18 protein-coding genes and 1 pseudogene are annotated in these 20110 nt (G+C 73.7%); 4 read left to right on the forward strand and 15 right to left on the reverse strand.

Annotated elements, in window-relative coordinates:
• Positions 1-14: 14 nt before the first annotated feature.
• Together ADJ73_RS05865 and ADJ73_RS05870 are read right to left on the reverse strand one after the other, a co-directional pair.
• Entirely contained in the window at positions 15-860 is an 846-nt protein-coding gene (locus tag ADJ73_RS05865; RefSeq protein ID WP_082176770.1) for an SRPBCC family protein, read from the reverse strand.
• Between the two features lie 108 nt (positions 861-968).
• The gene (locus ADJ73_RS05870) at positions 969-1793 is read right to left on the reverse strand and encodes an SDR family NAD(P)-dependent oxidoreductase (RefSeq protein WP_050347487.1); all 825 of its coding nucleotides are present in this window, start codon (positions 1791-1793) and stop codon (positions 969-971) included.
• 293 nt (positions 1794-2086) lie between these two features.
• Between ADJ73_RS05870 and ADJ73_RS05875 the strand changes: the two genes are divergently transcribed.
• From ADJ73_RS05875 to ADJ73_RS17805, 3 genes and pseudogenes are all read left to right on the forward strand, one after another.
• The gene (locus ADJ73_RS05875) at positions 2087-2350 is read left to right on the forward strand and encodes a type II toxin-antitoxin system Phd/YefM family antitoxin (RefSeq protein ID WP_050347488.1); all 264 of its coding nucleotides are present in this window, start codon (positions 2087-2089) and stop codon (positions 2348-2350) included.
• A complete protein-coding gene (locus tag ADJ73_RS05880; RefSeq protein WP_050347489.1) occupies positions 2347-2739 on the forward strand; it encodes a type II toxin-antitoxin system VapC family toxin in 393 nt (130 codons plus the stop codon). The genes ADJ73_RS05875 and ADJ73_RS05880 overlap by 4 nt, the downstream gene beginning before the upstream one ends.
• A gap of 120 nt (positions 2740-2859) precedes the next feature.
• Positions 2860-2910: pseudogene (locus ADJ73_RS17805) on the forward strand (hypothetical protein); the annotation flags it as partial.
• Between the two features lie 168 nt (positions 2911-3078).
• Here the strand turns inward: ADJ73_RS17805 and ADJ73_RS05885 are convergent.
• From ADJ73_RS05885 to ADJ73_RS16900, 5 genes are all read right to left on the reverse strand, one after another.
• Positions 3079-3276 carry a hypothetical protein gene (locus tag ADJ73_RS05885; protein ID WP_050347490.1) on the reverse strand — a complete coding sequence of 66 codons (198 nt, stop codon included), beginning with the start codon at positions 3274-3276 and terminating at the stop codon, positions 3079-3081.
• Positions 3277-3300: 24 nt separating this feature from the next.
• Entirely contained in the window at positions 3301-3990 is a 690-nt protein-coding gene (locus tag ADJ73_RS05890; RefSeq protein ID WP_050347491.1) for a CPBP family intramembrane glutamic endopeptidase, read from the reverse strand.
• A 75-nt stretch (positions 3991-4065) separates the two neighbouring features.
• Positions 4066-4623, reverse strand: coding sequence for a dihydrofolate reductase family protein (locus ADJ73_RS05895; protein WP_050347492.1), 558 nt, complete (start codon positions 4621-4623; stop codon positions 4066-4068).
• A 213-nt stretch (positions 4624-4836) separates the two neighbouring features.
• Positions 4837-7743, reverse strand: coding sequence for a BTAD domain-containing putative transcriptional regulator (locus tag ADJ73_RS05900; RefSeq protein WP_050347493.1), 2907 nt, complete (start codon positions 7741-7743; stop codon positions 4837-4839).
• Between the two features lie 16 nt (positions 7744-7759).
• Complete coding sequence (locus ADJ73_RS16900; protein WP_050347494.1) at positions 7760-8320, reverse strand: GNAT family N-acetyltransferase; 561 nt, start codon at positions 8318-8320, stop codon at positions 7760-7762.
• A 137-nt stretch (positions 8321-8457) separates the two neighbouring features.
• Between ADJ73_RS16900 and ADJ73_RS05910 the strand changes: the two genes are divergently transcribed.
• Entirely contained in the window at positions 8458-9549 is a 1092-nt protein-coding gene (locus ADJ73_RS05910; protein WP_050347495.1) for a lipase family protein, read from the forward strand.
• Positions 9550-9672: 123 nt separating this feature from the next.
• On the opposite strand, the gene ADJ73_RS05915 is transcribed toward ADJ73_RS05910, so the two are convergent.
• From ADJ73_RS05915 to ADJ73_RS05950, 8 genes are all read right to left on the reverse strand, one after another.
• The gene (locus ADJ73_RS05915; protein WP_082176773.1) at positions 9673-11250 is read right to left on the reverse strand and encodes a molybdopterin-dependent oxidoreductase; all 1578 of its coding nucleotides are present in this window, start codon (positions 11248-11250) and stop codon (positions 9673-9675) included.
• A 191-nt stretch (positions 11251-11441) separates the two neighbouring features.
• Positions 11442-12635, reverse strand: a complete 1194-nt coding sequence (locus ADJ73_RS05920; RefSeq protein ID WP_050347496.1) for a 4-hydroxybenzoate 3-monooxygenase — start codon at positions 12633-12635, stop codon at positions 11442-11444.
• A 34-nt stretch (positions 12636-12669) separates the two neighbouring features.
• Complete coding sequence (locus tag ADJ73_RS05925) at positions 12670-13812, reverse strand: acyl-CoA dehydrogenase family protein (RefSeq protein ID WP_253272678.1); 1143 nt, start codon at positions 13810-13812, stop codon at positions 12670-12672.
• Positions 13813-13859: 47 nt separating this feature from the next.
• Entirely contained in the window at positions 13860-14741 is an 882-nt protein-coding gene (locus ADJ73_RS05930; protein ID WP_156188140.1) for an amidohydrolase family protein, read from the reverse strand.
• Positions 14734-16257, reverse strand: a complete 1524-nt coding sequence (locus ADJ73_RS05935; RefSeq protein ID WP_050347498.1) for an acyl-CoA synthetase — start codon at positions 16255-16257, stop codon at positions 14734-14736. Before ADJ73_RS05935 ends, ADJ73_RS05930 begins: the two co-directional genes overlap by 8 nt.
• Positions 16250-17257, reverse strand: a complete 1008-nt coding sequence (locus tag ADJ73_RS05940; RefSeq protein WP_050347499.1) for a 3-hydroxyacyl-CoA dehydrogenase NAD-binding domain-containing protein — start codon at positions 17255-17257, stop codon at positions 16250-16252. The genes ADJ73_RS05935 and ADJ73_RS05940 overlap by 8 nt, the downstream gene beginning before the upstream one ends.
• On the reverse strand, positions 17254-19293 hold the full coding sequence (locus ADJ73_RS05945; RefSeq protein WP_082176775.1) for an acetoacetate--CoA ligase: 2040 nt from the start codon (positions 19291-19293) through the stop codon (positions 17254-17256). The genes ADJ73_RS05940 and ADJ73_RS05945 overlap by 4 nt, the downstream gene beginning before the upstream one ends.
• Positions 19290-20099 carry a crotonase/enoyl-CoA hydratase family protein gene (locus ADJ73_RS05950; protein WP_050347500.1) on the reverse strand — a complete coding sequence of 270 codons (810 nt, stop codon included), beginning with the start codon at positions 20097-20099 and terminating at the stop codon, positions 19290-19292. Before ADJ73_RS05950 ends, ADJ73_RS05945 begins: the two co-directional genes overlap by 4 nt.
• Positions 20100-20110 lie beyond the last annotated feature (11 nt).

The following is a 20110-nucleotide window of genomic DNA, read 5'->3' on the forward strand; positions in this document are numbered from 1 at the left end:
GTGGCTGGTCGCGATCAGCGACGAGTGGCGTCGCCGTCGTCCAAGCGACCGGCGTCACCGTCATGCAGGTCGTCCGCGTCTCGGCCGTACTCCATGGGGTCGATGATCCGGACGTCGGCGTCGCCCTCGACCCGGTCGGTGCGGGTGGTGTCCATCACGGGGGTGGAGTCGTCCCGCGTCGCGTCGACGGGTGCCGTCTCGATGCGCGCCGCCTCGACCGGGGCGGTCTCGACATACGTCACGTCGTCGTCGGACGACTTCTTCCTGCCGGCCATGGCGGCAGCCGCGACACCTGCAGCGGCCAGGCCGACGCCGGCGGCGACGGCGGTGGGGGAGACCCCGGCCTTGCCGCTGTCCCCGCGCGACAGGGCGGCGTCCTCGACGCCCGGGGTGCCCGCCTGCGCGCCCGCGCCGACCGTGCCCCGCCAGGCGCCGGTCGCGTAGCCCTCGGCCTCGATGAACGTCTTGAAGCGCTCGAGGTCGCCCTCGGCCTGCTTCCCGACGATGTCCAGCTTGTCGCCGGCCTTCTCGACGAGACCCTCGGGCTCGTAGGACAGCGACAGGGGCACGGACGTGCGGCCGTTGCCGAGGTCGCGGAAGGTGACGGCGCCGGCGTTGGTGGCGCCCTCGGTGGCGGCCCAGGCGACCTTCTGGTCCGGGATCTGCTCCAGGATGCGCGCCTGCCACTGGCGGCGCACCCCGGCGATCTCGGCGACCCCCTCGAGACGGTCGTCGCCGAGCTGGGTCACGCTCTGGACCCCGCCCATGAACTGGGGGAAGTCCTCGAACTGCGTCCACTGGTTGTAGACCGTGCTCACCGGCACGGACACCTCGATGGACTTCTCGACGTGCGTCGCCATTGACCTCTCCTTGCCCCGCCGCGTGCTGCTGGTGCGGCTGTCGTGTGGATCCGGTCGTTGCAGTATGGCGAACAGCGGCGCCCAACGGTGGCTCCCGCCGGGACGGGCTCAGAGCATCAGCAGCGCCTCGCTGCGCTCCCACAGGGCCTGGGCCAGGCCGGCGTCGTCGGCCTGGGGGTTGACCTTGGTGACCAGCCGGTTCTTCTCGTAGTAGCCGCCCGGCTCCCAGGTGCTGCCGGCCGTCCCGTCGGCCAGCCAGGTGAGGCGGGCGCCGCCCTTGTCGACGTCCTCCAGGATCAGCCGGCGCAGGGGGGTGTGGTAGACGAACCGCATGATGCTGGTGGTGTCGTTGGCGAAGTTGGTGCGGATGCCTCCCGGGTGGAAGCACACGGCCCGCACCCCCTGGTCCGCGTGGCGGCGGTCCAGCTCCCGGGTGAAGAGGATGTTGGCGAGCTTGCTGTCGCCATACGCCTTGTTGGGGCTCCAGCTGCGCGCGTTGTCGAGGTCGTCCAGGTCTAGCCGCCCCATCCGGTGGGCGATGCTCGAGGTCTGAACGACGCTCGCCCCCGACTCGACGAGCCGCCCCATGAGCAGGTGGGTCAGCAGGAACGGGGCGAGGTGGTTGACCTGCAAGGTCTTGTCGAACCCATCCGCGGTGGTCTCCTGCGCGAAGACGCCGCCCGCGTTGTTGGCCAGCACGTCGATGCGCGGGTAGGCGGCCAGCAGCTCGTCCGCGAGAGCGCGGACCTGAGCGAGGTCACCGAAGTCGGCGACGTGGTGCGGCGCCCCGAGCTCGCGCGCCACCTCGGCGGTCTTGGTCGCCGAGCGCCCGACCACGACGACCTGGTGGCCGCGCTCCCGGAGCTGTCGCGCGGCGGCCGCGCCGATCCCGTCGCTCGCGCCGGTGATGACGATGGTCCTGCTGTGGGTCATGGTGGATCCTCTGCTGGAGGTGGTGGCGGGTCGTGCGCAGCGCCTGTCCCGCCTATGCGCCGGGACAGGAGCAGCGGCCCTGAGAGCCGATACTGCCCGACCCGCACCGTCAGCGCCCGCTGACCGGCCGCACCAGCGGGACCACGAGCCGTCGGACGCCCCGCCGGGCATGGCGGGCGGCATACGGCCAGCTGATCGGCAGCCCGCCAGGTCCGCGACCCGGGTCCCGGCCAGTTCCCTCCACCCACGACTGCTACGATTGCTACGGCAGGCGATCTGCGGAGGAGGAGGCCATGGAGACCATCCCGCACAGGGAGCTGCGCAACAACAGCAGTGCGATCCTGGCGCGGGTCGCGGCCGGCGAGTCGATGGCGGTGACCAACCACGGCACCGTGGCAGCCATCCTGTCCCCGCCGACCGCGTCCACGCTCGCGCGACTGGAGCTGGCTGGGCAGCTGCGCCCCGCGAGGCGACCACGCACCGACTTCACCCGCATCCGGCGAGTGGCCTCGGAGCCGTCCTCGGACATCCTCGCCGACCTCCGCGGCGACCGATGATCCGATATCTCGACACCTCTGCCGCGCTCAAGCTGCTCGTCGACGAGTCCGAGTCCGCCGCGCTGGCTGACGCCCTGACGCGGGGAGCACGGGACGGCGACCGTCTGGTCGCCTCGATGCTGCTCCACACCGAGCTGCACTGCGCCCTCGGGCGTCGGCGGGAGCTCGACCCGGTGTCGGTCCGGGACACGCTGGACGCGGTCACCCTGGTCGACGTCACGCGAGACGACCTGATGCGCGCGGCATCATCCGGATGGGGCCTGCGCAGCGCGGACGCCATCCATCTCGCGACCGCGCTGCGCCTCGACGTCGACGAGATGCTCACGTATGACGACGAGCTCGCCGCCGCAGCCCAGCGTGCGGGACTGCGCGCCAACGGTCCCCACTAGCACGGCCACCCGCTCGACACGTCCTGTCGCGGCCCGGAGAGGCAGCGGGCTTGACCCTCCCATGACGGGAGACGTCAGGCTGTCGCCATGACCCTCGTCCCCATCGGCACCTTCGCCCGCATGACGCACCTCAGCGTCAAGCGGCTGCGGCACTACCACGACGCCGGGGTCCTGCCCGCGACGACGGTGGATGAGCGCACCGGCTACCGCTACTACGACGTGGAGCGGGCGGACGACGCGCGGTGCCAGACTGCTGCCACACGACAACGTCGTGCAGGCGGTGCAGGACGCCATGTGGCAGCCGGTCTATCCGGAGGCCCTCCCGCACTGACCTCCGGGTCAGACCTCGCGCGGCCGGCGGACCTCGTCGCAGCGACCCAGCCGCACGATGATGGCCGCAGCGAGGGCCGCGACGGCCAGCTGGGCCAGGGCCTCGACCACCGTCGCCGTCGCGTTGGACTGGCGGGTCGCCAGGTCGGTGCCGACGAGCGCGCCCTGGATGCCGAGGGCGACGTTGTTGCCGATGTGCAGGCCCATGGACCCCTCGAGCCCGGCCAGGCGTCAGACGAGGTAGGAGAAGAGCAGCGCGAAGGCCATGAGCGCCAGCCACACCGTCAGGTTGGAGGCGGCGTGGATGGACGCGAAGAGGATGCCGAAGACCAGGCTGGCCACCCAGTAGCGGGCGGTGGAGGTCCCCAGCTTGCCGAGGACCATCTGCATCGAGAACCCACGGAAGATGAGCTCCTCGGCCATGGACTGCAGCGGTATGACGATCACCGCCGCGAGGACGCCCAGCAGGGCCGGCGTGGTCAGCTGCGCGCTGCGTCCCTTGACCACGCTCATGATGGTGAAGAGGATCCCGGGGCACACGAGCGCCACCAGGGCGGCACGCACCAGCAGCCCCCAGCGGATGCCCGGCAGGTGGGAGAAGAGGTCATCCACGCGCATCCTGAAGACCATCCGGGCGACGGCCACGACGACCAGGCCCCACAGCGCGATCGGGAGCCCGGCCTGGAGTACGCCGCGGGCGGGGGACGTCGGCTGCGTCGGCTCGCCCTCGACGGACGCGCCGATCCCGAGGAGCGTGCCGGCCCCGACCGCCACGAGACCGCAGCCGAGGACCAGCAGGGCGAAGCCGGCCAGCACCCGGCCCCAGCCGTAGGGGCCGCGACGGACCGTCGGCCACTCGAGGAAACGCGCCAGGCGATCGGTGGCGGACAGTGACGAGATGTCCCGGCTGGTCTGTGTCATGTGACACCCCGTAACGTCATACATTGGGACGATCTGGGAAACCCGGGGAGAACTCTCGGTGCAGGCGCGCGGACCTCAGGTCACCTGGTAGACGAGGTGCACGACGCCGGACGAGAACCGGTGGGCGTCGACCAGACGCAGCCCCAGCCGCAGCCCCGCCGGCAGCCAATGCGTGCCGCCGCCGACGATCACCGGGCTGGCGTAGTACTCGACCTGGTCCACGATGCCGGCCAGCAGCGCCACGGCAGCCAGCTCGGGCCCGCCGATGCCGACGTCGCCGTGGGTGTCGTCGACCAGGCGCCGGACCTGGGCCGGGTCGAAGGTCCGGGCCAGCGTGGTGCGGGAGGTGGTGACGTCGTCCAGCGTCCTGGAGAAGACGACCTTGTGCTGGCTGCGCCAGAGCTCGCCATACTCACGCTCGACGGGGTGGGCGTCGGGCTCGGTGCCGTAGGTCTCCCAGACCCGCAGGACCTCGTAGAGGCGCCGGCCGTAGAGCTGGGTGACCGCGCCGCGCTCCCGAGCGTTGAGGTAGGCGTGGACCTCCTCGTCGGGCGCGCACCAGCCGAAGTCGCCGGTCGTGTCGGCGACGTAGCCGTCCAGCGAACCGATGCTGGTGTAGACGAGCCGTCCCATGCGCCCATCATGGCGCGTCGACCACCTCTCGTTGAGAGGCGACAGATGGGGGTTTTCGGCGCCTGATGGGCCCGGTTTGTCGCCTCTCAACGAGGGGAGGCGGGTGCGAGGACGGGAGGCGGGGCGAGGGGGCGAGGCGAGGGGGCGAGGACGGGAGGCGGGGCGAGGGGAGGCGAGGGGGCGAGGCGAAGGGAAGGTGGGCTCACGGGCCTGTCACCGCAGAGGGCCCCCGGCCTCGAGGTCGTCGACGAGCTGCACCGCACGCGCGATCGCGAGCTCCGGGGTCCACGACGACGGCGGGCGAGACGGGTCCAGGGCCGCGCGGGCCCGGTCGGCATGCGCCGCGAGGGACGGCGGCAGGACGGCGCCCTCCTGCGCGAGCAGCTGGTCCCCGAGGCCCAGCAGCTCGGCGGCCACGGCGGGCCGGCGCCGTGCGAGAGCGGCCGCCATCCCCACGCAGCACTCGCCCAGCGCCGCGGCGGACACGAACGCGTGCGGCCCGACCATCGCGTGCCGGAACCACCCGGTGGCGTCCTCGTCCCGGCCCAGCGCGAGAGCGGCCCAGCCCGCGTTGGTCGCGACCGTGGCCGTCGGCTGTATGCCGAACCGTGCTACGGCCTCGCGCACGGACCGGTGCAGCAGGTCCAGGGCCTCCGCGGGGCGATCTGCGTCGAGCAGCGCCAGGGCGACCTTGGGCACGACGGTGACGTGGTGCACGGCACTCGTGGTGGGGCCGACCCGGGCCATGGCCTCGTGCGCGCTCGCGACCGCGGCCTCGGCGCGACCGGCCGCTGCGTCCAGGACGGCCCGCGTCGCCACGAGCTCGGGCAGGTGGTGGGGTGCCCGGTCGGTGGCGGTGCCGAGCCCGCGAGCGAGGTGGCGGTCGGCGAGGGGGAGGTCGCCGGCGGCATACGCATCGATCGTGAGGAGGAGCTCGAGCAGGCAGGTCCAGTCGGGGTCGTCCGCGAGGGCGAGGGTGAGCGCGTCGTAGTCCTGGGGGGCGAGGACGAGCCGGTGGGCGAAGGCACCGCGCAGGATCTGCAGCCGCGCGCGCTGGTGGTGCCCGAGGCCGGGGCGCGCGAGCAGCGTTGCCGTCCACCGGAGTCCCTGGGTCGGGGCCTCGACGAAGAGCCACCACCGGCACAGCGCGGTCACGATGTCCGCGGCCGCGACGTCGTCGCCGGCGGCCAGCGCGTCGTCGAGGGCCTCGTGGTGGTCCTCGTGGGTGCGCCCGAGGTGCTCGACGAGGGCGTCGCACAGGGGCACGTCCCGCCAGAGGCCGGCGAACCAGGAGCGGTGCCGCGCCCGGGCGTCCGCGAGCTCGTCGGGCGCGACGAGCTCCTCGCGCGCGAGGTCCCGGATGGTCCGCAGCAACCGGAAGGTCATGACCTCGGCGCTGCGGTCGACGGCGAGCAGGTGGTGGGTGGCCAGCCGTCGCACGGCGGCGTCGACCTGGGACGGGTCGAGCCCGGCGACCCCCCTGGCGGCCACGAGGGTGAAGGGTCCGGCAAAGACCGACAGCCTCCCGAGGACCCGGCGCTCGAGGGGATCGAGGCGCGCGACGCTCCAGGTGAGGGTGCGGCGCAACGACGCCTGACGGTCCGGGCGTCCGTGCTCGGTGGACGTCAGGTCGAGTGGTCGGCGCACGAGGTCGACCAGCTGCGCGGGTGACGTGATGTCCGCGGCGGCCGCGGCCAGCTCCAGCGCGAGAGGCAGGCCGTCCAGCCGGGCGGCGACCTCGGCGAGCACCCGCAGCTCGGCGAGCGAGCTGCTCCGGGAAGCGGATGAGCTGGTCACGCCACGGTCGTCGAGACGGTCGGCGAGCAGCCGGATCGCGGGGGAGGCGCGCAGCACCTCCGGCGGGCTGTCGGGGGGAGGGGTCGGGAGGGGTTCGAGCTCGAGGACGCGCTCTCCCACCACCTGCAGCGGGATCCGGGACGCGACGACGACCTGCACGTCGGGCGCACCCGCGAGGACGGCGAGGGTCAGCTCGGCGACCGGCTGCACCACCCACTCGGCCTCGTCGAGGAGCACGATCCCCTGCGCCGACCGCAGTGACCGGACGAGCGAGGTCACGGCGTCCTCGCCGCCGAGCGGCACGCCCATGGCGAGGGCCAGGTCGGTCGCCAGGTCGTCGGCGGTGCGGCCGCCGTAGCCGGCCAGGGTCAGGTGCACGACCTCCGCGCCCGGGCGCAGCGCGGCACCCACGTCGGCCAGCAGGCGCGACTTGCCGACGCCACCAGGGCCCGTGATGGTCACGAGCCGCCTGCCGCTGTCCAGGAGCTGGAGCACGGTGGCGAGCTCCTCCTCGCGGCCCACGGTCGGGGTGGCCGGCACGGGCAGCCGGCGACCGGGGTGCAGGGGCAGGGCAGCCGGACGGTCGAGGGCGCTGTCCTGCGCGAGGATCCGGGCGTGCAGGTCGACGACGGCCGTCCCGGGGTCGACCCCGAGCTGGGTCCGCAACGCCCGACGCAGCTCCTCGTGGACGAGGAGGGCCTCTCCCGTGCGTCCCAGGCGATGAGCGGCTCGCATCGCGATCATGGCGGCCCGCTCGTCCAGGGGGTTGTCGCTGGTCAGATCCCGCGCCGTCAGCAGGGCCTCGGCCGCGGCGGCGTCGCGGGCCTCGCGGCCGCCCTCGCGGGCCAGGAGGCAGGTGGCCAGGGTGGCCCGCACCAGTCGCCGCAGCTCGTCCAGCCGGACGCGCTCGGGGAGCACGACCTCGGCCTCGACCCCGTCGTATGCCGTCCGCCCCCGCCAGAGGGCGAGGGCATCACGGCACAGCCGCTCGCACCCCGGCCCGGCCACCGCCTCGGTGGCCTGAAGCGCCAGCTCGGTGAAACGGTCCGCGTCGACCTCGACCTCGGGCGGCACGAGGTAGCCGAGCGGCGAGGTCCGGACGAGGTCGGCCCCGAGCCCGCGGCGCAGCCGAGCCACGACGGTGTGGACGGCCGTGGCCGTCAGAGCGGCGCCACGCTCGCCCCAGACCTGCTCGAGCAGCGCGTCCCCCGTGACCGGTCGGCCGTGGCGGACGCACAGGACGGACAGCAGCGCGCGCGGCCGGTCCCCCCGCGGGGCGACCGCGATGCCGTCCTCGAGCTCGACCCCGAGGGGGCCGAGCACCCTTACCCGCACCTGGTCATGCAACCACAGGTGCGGACGCCGGCACCTCCCCCGCCGACGCGATCCACAGGCGCAGCACGGTCGGGTCGGACAGGTCCTGACAGGCCCCCAGCCTCGCCAGCCAGCCGCGCATGAGCCGATGCTCGGGCAGCACGTCGGCCCGCAGCTCGACCACCCCAGCCGCGCGCGCCGACCGGATCGCCTCCGCCACCAGTCGAGCCCCGATACCAAGTCCCTGCCACAGGTCCGCGACCATGACGGCGACCTCGGCCTCGTCGGTCCCCGCGGTGCGGAACCACTGCGCCATACCGACGGCACGCCCCGTCGCGCCGTCCACGGCCACGTGAGCCTGCTGCCGCTGCGCTGACACCTGGGCCCACCGGACGGCCACCGGCTCGGGCAGCCGGCGCATCCCGGTGTGGAAGCGCAGGTAGGCGGAGTCCGGCGACAGCTGCCCGACCACCTCGTGCACGGTCGCGGTGTCGCCGGCGGCGAGGGGTCGGACGTGGATGGCGCGGGGCACCCCGGCGCCGGTGGTCGTGAGCGTGGTGGGCGCGGGTTCGGTGGTGGTGGTCATGTCCCCTCCTGCTGGATGAGGGACGAGCGTCGGACGGGCCCCTTTCACCGCCCTGTCAGGGTCGACGCCCCCGGTGACAGGTCGATGACAGGCCTGGCCGGCAGCGTGCGGGACGTCGACCTGCCAGGAGGAGACCCATGACCCGCCCACCGTCGCTCGACCCCTTCTACGCCCCCGTGGACGGGTCCCCCGCGCCCGGTGAGGTCGTCCGGATCCGTGAGGTGGAGCTCGCCACCGGGGTCCCTGCCCGCGCGTGGCAGGTGGTGCACGGGTCGGTGGGGACCGGCAGCCGGCCCACGGCCGTCTCCGGCACGGTGCTGGTGCCGACCCGGTCCTGGCGGCGTCCGGGGGAGCGGCCGGTCGTCAGCTATGGCGTCGGGGTCCACGGTCTCGGCCGCGACTGCGCCCCGTCATACCTGCTGCGCACGGGTCACGAGCCCGAGCTGCCGCTGATCGGTCTGGCCCTGGGCCGCGGCTGGACCGTGGCGGTGACGGACGGCGAGGGGCTGGGCATGGCGGGACCGCACACCTACGGGGCCGGGGACCCCGGCGGTCACGCGATGCTCGACGTCCTGCGGGCCGGGACGTATGCCGTGCCGGGTGTGTCGGCCCGTGCGCCGATGGCCCTGTGGGGCTACTCCGAGGGCGGGCGCTGCGCGGCCTGGGCGGGCGAGGTCCACCCTGGCTACGCTCCCGAGCTGCCGCTGAGGGGTGTCGCAGCAGGGGGTGTGCCCGCCGACCTCCGGAGCCTCGCGAGAGCGCTCGACGCGGGCCCGTGCTCGGGTCTGGCGCTCGCCGTGCTCGTGGGCCTGGCGCACGCCTACGACCGGCCCGAGCTGTGGCGCATCCTCAACGCGCGCGGCCGCGCCGCCGCCGCACGCGTCGTCGACCTCGATGTCCGTCGGCTGCTGCTCGAGCACCGAGCTCCCTTGCGCGAGCTCACCGTCCGCGACCTGCCCTGGGACGCCCCGGACTGGGCGTGCGTGCTCGACGGGGAGCTCCTCGGCCGCCGCGCGCCGGTAGCGCCGACCTTGCTCTACCACTCCTTGCAGGACGAGGTGGTGCCGCGTGCGGTGGCCCGTGAGCTGCGTCGGGACTACGAGGGTCGGGGTGCGCTGGTCGACTGGCTCGACGTGGACGCCGTGGACCACCAGCGGGGCGCAGGCGCTGGAGCGGCCCAGGCCCTGGCGTGGCTGGCGAGGCGGCTGGTCCCCCGGCGGACCGGCTAGGGGTCGGCCATGACCTTGGACAGGGTGCGGTAGCCGGTGGTCGGTGTCCCCGTGCGCCACCCGTCGGTGGAGGGGGCTGCGTGGTCGGGCGGTCGGGCGGTCGGGCGGTCGGGGGCGGCTCGGTCAGGAGACGGTGACCGAGATGGTGTGGTGGCCGCTCGCGCCGTTGGGTGCCGGTGGCGCGGACTCGGCGGTCTGCGGCTCCCCGGTCGCGTCCACGGCCCGTATGGCGATCGTGTGTCGCCCCGCCGTGGCCGGCCATTCGTAGACCCACTGGCGCCAGGCGTCGGACGTGGCGTCCGCGCCGAGCCGGGCGTCGACCCAGGGGCCGCCGTCGACCTGCACCTGCACGCCCGTGATCCCGCGGTGCTGCGCCCACGCGACGCCCGCCACGGCGACGGTGCCGGCGGCCACGGTCGCCCCGTCGCGGGGGACGTCGATGCGGGACTGGGTCTTGACCGGACCGAGCGCCGACCAGCCGCGCGGTGTCCAGTAGCCCTGGTCCGCCGCGAAGGTCGTGACCTTGAGCTCGGTCACCCACTTCGTAGCGCTGACGTAGCCGTAGAGGCCAGGCACGACCAGGCGCACGGGGAAGCCGTGCTCGGGCAGCAGGGCGTGGCCGTTCTGCGCGACCACGAGCAGCGAGTCCCGGTCGTCGGTCAGGGCCTCCAGCGGCGTGCCGGCGGTGAAGCCGTCGACGCTGGTTGACAGCACCATGTCCGCCCCCTCGCGGACCCCGGCCTCGCGCAACAGCTCTCGCACCGGCCAGCCGGTCCAGACGGCGTTGCCGTTGAGCGTGCCGCCCACCTCGTTGGAGACGCACATCAGCGTGATCATCGACTCCTGCATGGGCTTGGCCAGCAGGGTCGACCAGTCGAGGGTGATCTCGCGGTCGACGAGACCGGTCACGCGGAGGGACCAGGTGGCGGGATCGACCTGCGGCACGACCAGCGCCGTGTCGATCCGGTAGAAGTCGGCGTCGGGGACGACGAACGGAGTTACCCCGGGGATGCCCAGCTCGGCCCCCGCGGGCACGACCACGGGCCTGGCAACCTTCGGCACGACGAACGCCGCCCGCGCGAGCGCCCCGGCTCGTGCGCCACCCGCCGCGAGGCGACCGACCGCCACGGCCGCCGCACCTGCCAGGACGGCGGCGACGCCGGACCCCAGCAGGACCCGGCGCGACACCTGAGGCGACTCGGTCGGGCACGCGCGCACCCGCTGCCGACCGCCGGACGACCAGCGCGACAGCGCCCACATCCCGGCCAGGCCCCCGACCAGCAGCGGGACCAGGTCGGTGACGGCGGCGTGCGGGCGGGACAGCACCGCCGCCATCGCGACCCCGACGAGCAGCGCGAGCGCCACCAGGGCACCCCGGGCCGTGCGGAGGGCCAGGACCCCGAGCCCGCAGGCGAGCACCACGAGGGTGACGGCGATCCCGGCATACAGCACCGCCTTGTCGTGGGTGCCGAAGGTCGAGACGGCAAAGTCCTTGAGCCACGGCGGAGTGCGGTCGACGAAGGCGCCCCCGACCGCGTCGATCGGGGAGGGCGTGCCCCGGGACCAGCCGCCACGCTGGAGGAGGCCGGCCAGCAGCTCGGCGACGCCGACGGTCACCGCCCCCGAGGCCAGCCCGACCCCCCAGGCGACCGGGCCTCGGTCGCCCGGCCGGTCCGCTGTCGCACGGTGGTCCAGGCTCACCCGACGACGGTACGCCCGTGGGCTGGGAGCCTGGGCGGCGCCGAGCTCCACGACCCCTCGGTGAGAGGCGACAGATGGGGGCTATCGGCGCCGGATGGGCCCGGTTTGTCGCCTCTCAACGAGGGAGGGGGCGAGGACGGGAGGCGGGGCGAGGGAGGGAGGCGGGGCGAGGGAGGGAGGTGGGGGTGGGCTCACCCGGCGACCGGGTGGCTGGGCCAGCCGGTGTAGCACTCCGCCACGTAGGCCCGGCCCTGCACCGTCGAGGTCACGGTCTCCAGCTCGCCCATCTGCCGCCGCACGTCGAAGGCGTCCGCGCCCGGCGGGGTGTGCAGCATCTGGGTCATCCAGTAGGAGAAGTTCTGCGCTCGCCACACCCGGGCCAGCGCGCGCGGGCCATAGGTGTCCAGCACCGCGAGATCGCCCGTCCCGAAGGCCTGCTCGAGCACCTCGGCGAGGACCTTGACGTCCGCGAGCGCCAGGTTGAGCCCCTTGGCGCCGGTCGGGGGCACGGTGTGCGCCGCATCGCCGGCGAGCACGAGTCGACCGTGGCTCATCGGCTCCTGCACGAAGGAGCGGAAGTTGAGCCGGGCCCGCTCGACGATGGGCCCGGTCCGGAGCTCGAAGCCGTCGCCCGCGACGCGGGCCTGCAGCTCGCTCCAGATCTGGTCCTCGCTCCACGCGTCGACGTCCTCGTCGGGGTCGCACTGGAGGTACATCCGCTGCAGCGACTCGGTGCGCTGGCTGATCAGGGCGAAGCCTCGCGAGGACTGCGCATAGATCAGCTCCGGCGCGCTCATCGGCGCCTCGCACAGGATCCCGAACCACGCGAAGGGATACTCCTTGCCGTAGATCCGGCGGCGCGCCTCCGGGACGAGCTTGCGGCACTGGCTGCGGGAGCCGTCCGAGCCCACGACCACCTGGGCGCGCAGCTCGTGGCGCTGGCCGTCGGCGTCGGTGAATCCCACGACGGGAGAGTCGGACTCGATGCCGGACACCGCCACGTCGGTGACGCCGAAGTGGACGGTCCCCCCGTCGCGCTCGCGCGCGTCGGCCAGGTCGATGAAGACGTCGGTCTGGGGGTAGAGCCACACCGAGGCTCCCACCAGCTCCCGGAAGTCGATGCGGTGGCCCTGGCCGTGCAGCCGCAGCTCGACCCCCTCGTGCTCGTAGCCGTCGCGCAGGATCCGGTCGGACACCCCGTCGAGCAGCATCTGGGCGCTGTCGGCTTCGAGGATCCCGGCCCGGTGGGTGGTCTCGATCTCCCGGCGGGTCCGCGTGTCGATCGCGACGGAGTCGATGCCCCGCTGCGCGAGCCGGTGCGACAGCATCAGGCCGGCCGGGCCGGCGCCGACGATCGCGACGGGGGTGGCGGTGACCGTGGTCATGACGAGCCTCCTTGCTGGTGATGGGGGGAGTGTCTCACCGGTCGCGCAGCAGCGCCCGGGCGATGACCACCCGCTGGATCTGGTTGGTGCCCTCGTAGATCTGGGTGATCTTGGCGTCGCGCATCATCCGCTCGACGGGCAGGTCCGCGGTGTAGCCAGCGCCTCCGAGCACCTGCACCGCGTCGATCGTGACGGCCATCGCGGTGTCCGACGCGAAGCACTTGGCGGCAGCCCCCGCCGCGCTCAGGTCCGGCCCGCCGCGCTCGGCCTCCTCCGCGGCCGCGTAGGTCAGCAGCCGCGCGGCCCGGACCTTGACCTCCATGTCGGCGAGCAGGAAGGCCAACCCCTGGAAGTCCCCGATCCGCTGCCCGAACTGCCGTCGCTGCCGGGCGTGGTCGACGGCGACGTCGAGCGCCCCCTGGGCCAGCCCGACCGCCTGCGCCGCCACGATGCAGCGGGTCCGGTCCAGGGTCCCGAGCGCCAGCCGCAGCCCCTGCCCCTCCTCACCCACGAGCCGGTCGGCGGGGATGCGGACGTCCCGCAGCCCGACCTCGCGGGTCGGGGACCCTTTGAGCCCCATCTTGCGCTCGAGGCCGCCGAGCTCGATGCCGTCGTCGGTGGCCTCGAGCACGAAGGCCGAGATGCCGCGAGCCCCGGCGTCGGGGTCCGTGACCGCGAAGACGACGTAGACCGCGGCCTCCCCGGCGTTGGTGATCCAGCGCTTGGTCCCCTTGAGCACGTAGTGGTCCCCGTCGCGGCGGGCACGGGTCGTCATCGCCGCCACGTCGCTGCCGGCCTCCGGCTCCGACAGCGCGAACGCGCCGAGCCACTCCCCGGAAGCGATCCGCGGCAGGTAGCGCCGCCTGAGCTCCTCGGACCCGCCGAGCAGCAGCGGCCACGCAAAGAGCTCGTTGCCCCCCACGACCTGCTGGGTGGTCGTGCACACGCGCGCGATCTCCTCGGCCACGACGGCGGCGCCGAGGAGGTCGGCACCCTGCCCGCCATACGCCTCGGGCAGGCCGACCGCGTGCAGGCCGGCGCGCACCAGCCCGGCCACCGACTCCCGGGGGAAGACGCCCTCGGCGTCGACCCGCGCGGCGTGCGGCGCGACCAGGTCGCGGGCCACCTCGCGGGCCACGGCCTGCAGCTCTCGATGGTCATCGTCCAGGCTGAACACCACTGTCCTCCAGGCCTCGTCGCTCGTATGCCGCCCCGCCCGCCGCCTCAGCCCAGGCCGAGCAGGCGGGCGGCGTTGTCCTTGAGGATGCCCGGCAGCACCTCTGGCCTGAGGTCGAGCTGCTGGACGTCCGCGATCCATCGCTCCGGCGAGATGAGCGGGTAGTCGCTGCCGAAGAGCACCTTGTGGCGCAGCATCCCGCCCGCCGCCCTGACGAGCTCGGGCGGGAAGTAGCGCGGAGACCACCCCGACAGGTCGATGTGGACGTTGGCCTTGTGCGTGGCCATCGAGATGGCCTCGGCCTGCCAGGGCACCGACGGGTGCGCCAGGATCACCTGCAGCGCAGGGAAGTCCGCGGCCACGTCGTCGAGCAGGATGGGGTTGGAGTAGCGCAGCTTGATGCCGCGCCCGCCGGGCAGGCCGGCGCCGATGCCGTTCTGCCCGGTGTGGAAGAGCGCGGGCACGCCGAGCTCCTCGATCGCCTCCCACAAGGGGTAGAAGGCCTGGTCGTCGGGGGAGAAGCCCTGCAGCGAGGGGTGGAACTTGAAGCCGCGGGCCCCGTGCTCGCGCACCAGCCGCCGGGCCAGGTCGACCGCGGCGGCGCCCTGCAGCGGGTCCACCGAGCCGAAGGGGACCAGCACGTCGGGGTGGCGCGCCGCCCGGTCACAGACCTCCACGCTCGAGATCCCCGGGTGGCCCAGGTTGGTCGTCGCGTCGACCGTGAAGACCACTGCGGCCATGGCGTGCTCGCGGTAGCGGTCGGCCAGGAACTCCACGGTGGGGGTCCGGTTGTCCGACGAGCGGAAGTGGGCCGCGGAGGCGTCCATCAGCTCCTGGTCCAGGGACAGGCACCCGTGCCCGTCGGACTCGACGTGGACGTGCACGTCGATGGCGGTGATGGCGTCCAGGTCGATCGTGAGCTCAGTCATGGTGCCCCCACTGCTCCTTCACGCGGTTCTTGACGAGCTTGCCGGAGGCGTTGTGCGGCAGCTCGTCGATGATGACGACGGACTTGGGGATCTTGTAGCGGGCCAGCCGCCCGTCGAGGTGGGCGAGCAGCTCTGCCTCCGAGGCGGTCTCGCCGGGGCGGAGGCTGACCACCGCCCGGCCGACCTCGCCCCAGTGCGGGTCGGGGACGCCGATGACGGCGACCTCCGCGACGGCGGGGTGGGTATAGATGGCCTGCTCCACCTCGGCCGGGTAGATGTTCTCCCCACCGGAGATGATCATGTCCTTGAGCCGGTCGACGATGCGCAGGTAGCCGTCCTCGTCGCGCGTCCCGAGGTCCCCGGTCCGCAGCCACCCCTCGTCCAGGAAGGCCTCGGCGGTGGCGTCCTCGCGGTGCCAGTAGCCCGGGGAGACGTTGGGGCCCTGGACGAGCACCTCGCCGGGCGTCCCGGTCGCGGCGTCCTGCAGCTCGGGCGTGACGGCCCGGACGTCGCTGAAGAAGCACGGCGTGCCCGCCGACCCGATCCGCGTGGCCCCCTCGTGGGCGCGGAGCATGGTGGCGCCGGGCGAGGACTCGGTCAGCCCGTAGCCCTGGATGATCATCAGGCCCCGGTCCAGGTAGGCGCGCAGCAGCGGCTCGGGCAGCGGCGCCCCGCCGGACTGCACGATGCGCAGGCTGGACAGGTCGCGGGTCGCCCACTGCGGGTGCCGCAGCAGCGACAGCAGCATCGTCGTGACGCCGAAGAGCCAGGTGATGCCCTGGGTCTCGATCAGCTCGAGCGCCCGCCCCGCGTCCCACGAGGACTCGAGATAGCTCGTGCCGCCCTTGAGGAACGTGGGGAACATCAGCTGGTTGAGGGCCGCGGTGTGGAAGAGCGGCGCGCTCACGAGCGACCGCTCGGTGGAGGTGAGGTCCAGGTCGACGAGCACGTTGTAGACGTTCCAGGAGATGTTGGCGTGCGTCATCATCACGCCCTTGGGGCGACCGCTGGTGCCCGAGGTGTACTGGATCATGAAGAGGTCGTCGAGCGAGACCGGCTCGTCCAGCACCTCCGCCGAGCCGTCCGCCAGCAGCTCGGCGAAGGGACGGTGCCCGTCGGCGCCGGCCACGCTGACCGTCTGCAGCCCCAGCCCGGCGACGTCGTCGGAGCCGAGCACGTGCTCGAACCCCTCGTCCCACACCAGGACTCGCGGCGCCGAGTCCTGCAGGACGAAGGCCGTCTCCGGCGGCGCGAGGCGGGTGTTGAGCGGCACCGTGACGGCGCCCAGCTTGGCGGTGGCGAACATCGTCAGGACGAGCTCCACCGAGTTGAGGCCGAGGTAGGCGACGCGGTCGCCGCGCTCGACCCCCAGGGCGCGCAGCCCGTGCGCGAGCCGGTCGGCGCGCTCCTGCACCTGCCCGTATGTCGTGGACACGCCCCGGTGGACGAAGGCCACGTGGTCCGGGGTCATCCGGGCCCGCCGTCGCGGCCACGACCCCATGCCGGCGTCACGCATGCGAACCCCCTTGAGCGGCCGCGGGATCGGTCTCAGGCATCGGTGAGGTGCCGTCGATGCCCGTCGCGACCTTGAGCGCGATCAGGGCCTGCAGCGCCTCGTCGCGCCGACGGGTCACCTCGTCGAGGTCCTGACCCGCGAGCTCCGCCTCGGTCTGCTCGGCGATGGTGCGGCACAGCTCGGGCGTCAGGTCCGGCTGCCGCAGGTCGGCCCACCAGTCGAGCATCGGCGGGCCGAGGTGCTCCAGCACGTGGGCGATCCCGCCCGGACCGCCCGACAGGTGCTGCGTCGCGAAGGGGCCGTAGAGCGCCCACCGCAGCCCGGGGCCCGACGCGATCGCGGTGTCCACGTCCGCGGCCGTGATCACCCCCCGCGCGACGAGGTCGTAGGCCTCGCGCCACAGCGCCGCCTGCAGCCGGTTGGTGACGTGCCCCGGCAGCTCGGCGTGGATCCGGATCGGGTGCTTGCCCAGGTGGGCGAAGACGGCCATCGCAGCGTCCAGGGCCGCCTCGTCCGTCCTTGCGCCCCCGACGATCTCGACGAGGGGCACCAGGTGCGGCGGGTTGAAGGGGTGCGCCACCAGGACGCGGCCGGGGTGCCCCGGGCAGGCGTCCTGGAAGGAGCTCGGCGTCAGGCCCGACGAGCTGCTGGTCAGCAGCACCTCGGGGCGGGCCGCGGCGTCGGCCGCGGCGAAGATCTCCCGCTTGACGTCGAGCCGCTCCGGCCCGGCCTCGATGACCAGGTCGGCGTCACGGACGGCGGCGGCCACGTCCCGCACCAGCGCGAGATCGCCGGTGCCGGTGCGGGTCTCGGGCGCCGGCAGCTGCTCGCGCTGCCGCTCGACGGTGGCCCGCAACCGCTGCTCGGCGTCGGGGGCGGGGTCCGCCACCACCACCTCCAGACCCCGTGACGTCGCCAGGGTGGCCCAGGCTGCGCCGATCGCGCCCGCGCCGACGACGGCGATGCGCGAGACGGCGGCGGGGGCGACATACGTGGTCATCGGTCGGCCTCCTTGTCCCTCGCGCGGCGCGAGCTCGCCAGGGCCACCACCGGATCCAGCGCATCCGGCACCGCGAGGGAGTCGCGGCTCGCCACCTGCTCGAGGGGCCGGCCCTGGAGGATCCGCTTGACGGGCAGCTCGAGCTTCTTGCCGGTGAGGTTGCGCGGTATGACGGGAAGCCGGAGCACCTCGTCGGGGACGTGCCTGGGGGACAGGGCGGTCCGCAGCTCCCTGGCGATGGTGCTGCGCAGCGCGTCGTCGAGGTCGACGCCGGCGTCCAGGCTGACCAGCAGGAGCAGGTGCCCGTTGCCGCCCTCGGGGTCCTCGAGGTGGACCACGAGGGAGTCGGCGATGCCCGGGAGGGACTCCACCACGCGGTAGAACTCGGCCGTGCCGAGACGCACCCCGCCGCGGTTGAGCGTCGCGTCAGAACGGCCCGCGACGTGGCAGGACCCGTTGGGGGAGAAGACGATCCAGTCGCCGTGGCGCCACACGCCCGGGTAGTGGTCGAAGTAGGTCGAGCGCAGCCGCTCGCCGTCGTCGTCGCCCCAGAACCCGACCGGCATGGACGGCATCGGGGAGGTGATCACCAGCTCGCCGAGCTGGCCGACGACCTCCTCGCCGCTCTCGGACCAGGCGTGCACGTCGGCGCCCAGGCAGCGCGCGGAGATCTCACCCGCCCAGACCGGCACCAGCGGGGAGTTCTGGACCAGGCCCGAGCAGACGTCGGTGCCGCCCGAGCCGACGTTGAGCTGGACGTCGGGGCCCAGCTGCTCGGTGACCCACGCGTAGCCCTCGGGAGGGAGCGGCGCCCCGGCCGACCCGATCATGCGCAGCGCCAACCGGTCGCGCCGGTCCCGCAGGTCGACGCCCTCCTTGCGGCAGGCCATGAGGTAGCCCGGGCTGGCGCCCATGATCGTGGCGCCCGTCTCCTCCGCGAGCCGCCACTGCCACTCCAGGTCCGGCCACAGCGGGTTGCCGTCGATCATCACGACGCCGGCGCGCACGAGCAGCGAGCTGACCAGGGCGTTCCACATCATCCAGGCGGTGGTGGAGAACCACAGCATCCGGTCGCCCGGGCCCATGTCCCAGGACAGCGCGTGGTTCTTCAAGTGCTCGAGCAGGATCCCGCCGTGCCCGTGCACGATCGCCTTGGGCTGCCCGGTGGTGCCCGAGGAGAAGAGCACGACGAGCGGGTGGTCGAAGGGCACCGCCTCGGTCGGCACCTGCGCGAGGCCGTCGACCCGCTCGGGCTCCGGTGCGGCGTCGAGGAGCTCGCGCCAGGACAGGGTGTCGGGGGCGCGCCAAGGGCCGTAGCCGAGATCGACGACGTGACGCACCGTCGGCAGGGCCGCGCGGATCTGGGTGACCTCGGCGGTGCGGTCCACGTCCTTGCTGCCGTAGCGGTAGCCGCCCACGACCAGCAGCACCACCGGGTCTACCTGGGCGAACCGGTCGATCACCGCCCGCGGCCCGAACTCGGTGGCGCAGCCCGCCCAGACCGCCCCCAGGCTCGCCGTCGCGAGGAAGGCCACGAGCGTCTCCGGGATGTTGGGGACGTAGCCGACGACCCGGTCACCGCGACGAACCCCCAGGCGCTGCAGGGCGTCCCGCGCCGCCGCCACCTGCTCGCGCAGCTGGCCGAAGGTCAGGTCGACGTCCTCACGGGTCTGCGAGCGCCCCATGACCGCCACGAGGTCCGCGTCCTCGGGTCGCCCCAGCGCGTGGTCGACATAGCTGAGCGTGGCCCCGGGGAACCACTGCGCCCCGGGCATCCGGCGGTCGGCGAGGACGGTGGCGGCCGGCATACGGCCCTGGACCTGGAAGTAGTCCCAGACCGAGCCCCAGAAGCCGTCCAGGTCGCTCACCGACCAGCGCCAGAGCTCGTCGTGGCTGGTGAAACGGTGGCCGCGGGTGCGCGCCAGCCACGCGAGGTAGCGCCCGACCTGGCTGCGCTCGAGCACGTCCGGCGGCGGCGCCCACACCTCGTCGCCCTGGGCGGCCGGCGTCCCCGGCGTCCAGCGGCCGGCGCTCATCGGGAGTCCTCGGTGACGCGGGCCGCCCGACCCTCGAGGAAGTCGCGCATGCGCCCCTTGGCGTCGTCGGTGCCCTGGGCGATCGCCGCCATCAACGACTCCATCAGGTAGCCCTCACGGGGGTTGGCCTCGGCGATGAGCGGAAGTGCCTGCACGACAGCGAAGTTGGTCTGCGGCGCGTTGCGGGCGATGCGCTCGGCGAGACCCAGCGCGTGGTCGAGGCCGGCGCCGTCGTCCACGAGGTACTGCGCGAAGCCGACCGCGTGACCCTCGACCGCGTCGTAGCGGCGGCCCGTGAGCATCATGTCGACCATGCGGTGCGCCCCGACGAGGCGCGGCACGCGGACCGAGCCGCCGCCGCCCACGAAGAGGCCGCGCTGGCCCTCCGGCAGGGCGTAGAAGGTGGAGCGCTCCGCGACCCGGACGTGCGTGGCGGCGGCGAGCTCCAGGCCGCCCCCGACGACCGCGCCCTTGAGCACGGACACCACCGGGACCGCCGAGCGCTCGAGGGTGTCGAAGGCGCGGTGCCACATCCGGGAGTGGGCGATGCCGGCCATCGTGTCGCGCTCGGCCATCTCGGCCAGGTCCAGGCCGGCGCAGAAGTGGTCGCCCGCGGCGTCCAGGACCAGGGCCCGCACGCCCGGGTCGAGGTGGGTGAGCACCTGCTCCAGGCCGAGGATCGTGCGGTCGGACAGCGCGTTGCGCTTGGCCGGCCGGTCGAGGGTGATGACGCCGACGGCGCCCTCGCGGCGCAGGGCCAGCGTCTCGGGGATCTCGCAACCGTCGTGCACGACAGCGGAACTCATCGGCCCTCCCG

The organism is Arsenicicoccus sp. oral taxon 190, assembly GCF_001189535.1.
GTDB lineage: Bacteria > Actinomycetota > Actinomycetes > Actinomycetales > Dermatophilaceae > Arsenicicoccus.

Bases quoted from the DNA above. Each gene is read 5' to 3' on its own strand.
- ADJ73_RS05865 (WP_082176770.1), bottom strand. From the start codon at position 860: ATGGCGACGCACGTCGAGAAGTCCATCGAGGTGTCCGTGCCGGTGAGC.
- ADJ73_RS05870 (WP_050347487.1), bottom strand. From the start codon at position 1,793: ATGACCCACAGCAGGACCATCGTCATCACCGGCGCGAGCGACGGGATC.
- ADJ73_RS05875 (WP_050347488.1), top strand. From the start codon at position 2,087: ATGGAGACCATCCCGCACAGGGAGCTGCGCAACAACAGCAGTGCGATC.
- ADJ73_RS05880 (WP_050347489.1), top strand. From the start codon at position 2,347: ATGATCCGATATCTCGACACCTCTGCCGCGCTCAAGCTGCTCGTCGAC.
- ADJ73_RS05885 (WP_050347490.1), bottom strand. From the start codon at position 3,276: ATGGGCCTGCACATCGGCAACAACGTCGCCCTCGGCATCCAGGGCGCG.
- ADJ73_RS05890 (WP_050347491.1), bottom strand. From the start codon at position 3,990: ATGACACAGACCAGCCGGGACATCTCGTCACTGTCCGCCACCGATCGC.
- ADJ73_RS05895 (WP_050347492.1), bottom strand. From the start codon at position 4,623: ATGGGACGGCTCGTCTACACCAGCATCGGTTCGCTGGACGGCTACGTC.
- ADJ73_RS16900 (WP_050347494.1), bottom strand. From the start codon at position 8,320: ATGACCACCACCACCGAACCCGCGCCCACCACGCTCACGACCACCGGC.
- ADJ73_RS05910 (WP_050347495.1), top strand. From the start codon at position 8,458: ATGACCCGCCCACCGTCGCTCGACCCCTTCTACGCCCCCGTGGACGGG.
- ADJ73_RS05920 (WP_050347496.1), bottom strand. From the start codon at position 12,635: ATGACCACGGTCACCGCCACCCCCGTCGCGATCGTCGGCGCCGGCCCG.
- ADJ73_RS05930 (WP_156188140.1), bottom strand. From the start codon at position 14,741: ATGACTGAGCTCACGATCGACCTGGACGCCATCACCGCCATCGACGTG.
- ADJ73_RS05935 (WP_050347498.1), bottom strand. From the start codon at position 16,257: ATGCGTGACGCCGGCATGGGGTCGTGGCCGCGACGGCGGGCCCGGATG.
- ADJ73_RS05940 (WP_050347499.1), bottom strand. From the start codon at position 17,257: ATGACCACGTATGTCGCCCCCGCCGCCGTCTCGCGCATCGCCGTCGTC.
- ADJ73_RS05945 (WP_082176775.1), bottom strand. From the start codon at position 19,293: ATGAGCGCCGGCCGCTGGACGCCGGGGACGCCGGCCGCCCAGGGCGAC.
- ADJ73_RS05950 (WP_050347500.1), bottom strand. From the start codon at position 20,099: ATGAGTTCCGCTGTCGTGCACGACGGTTGCGAGATCCCCGAGACGCTG.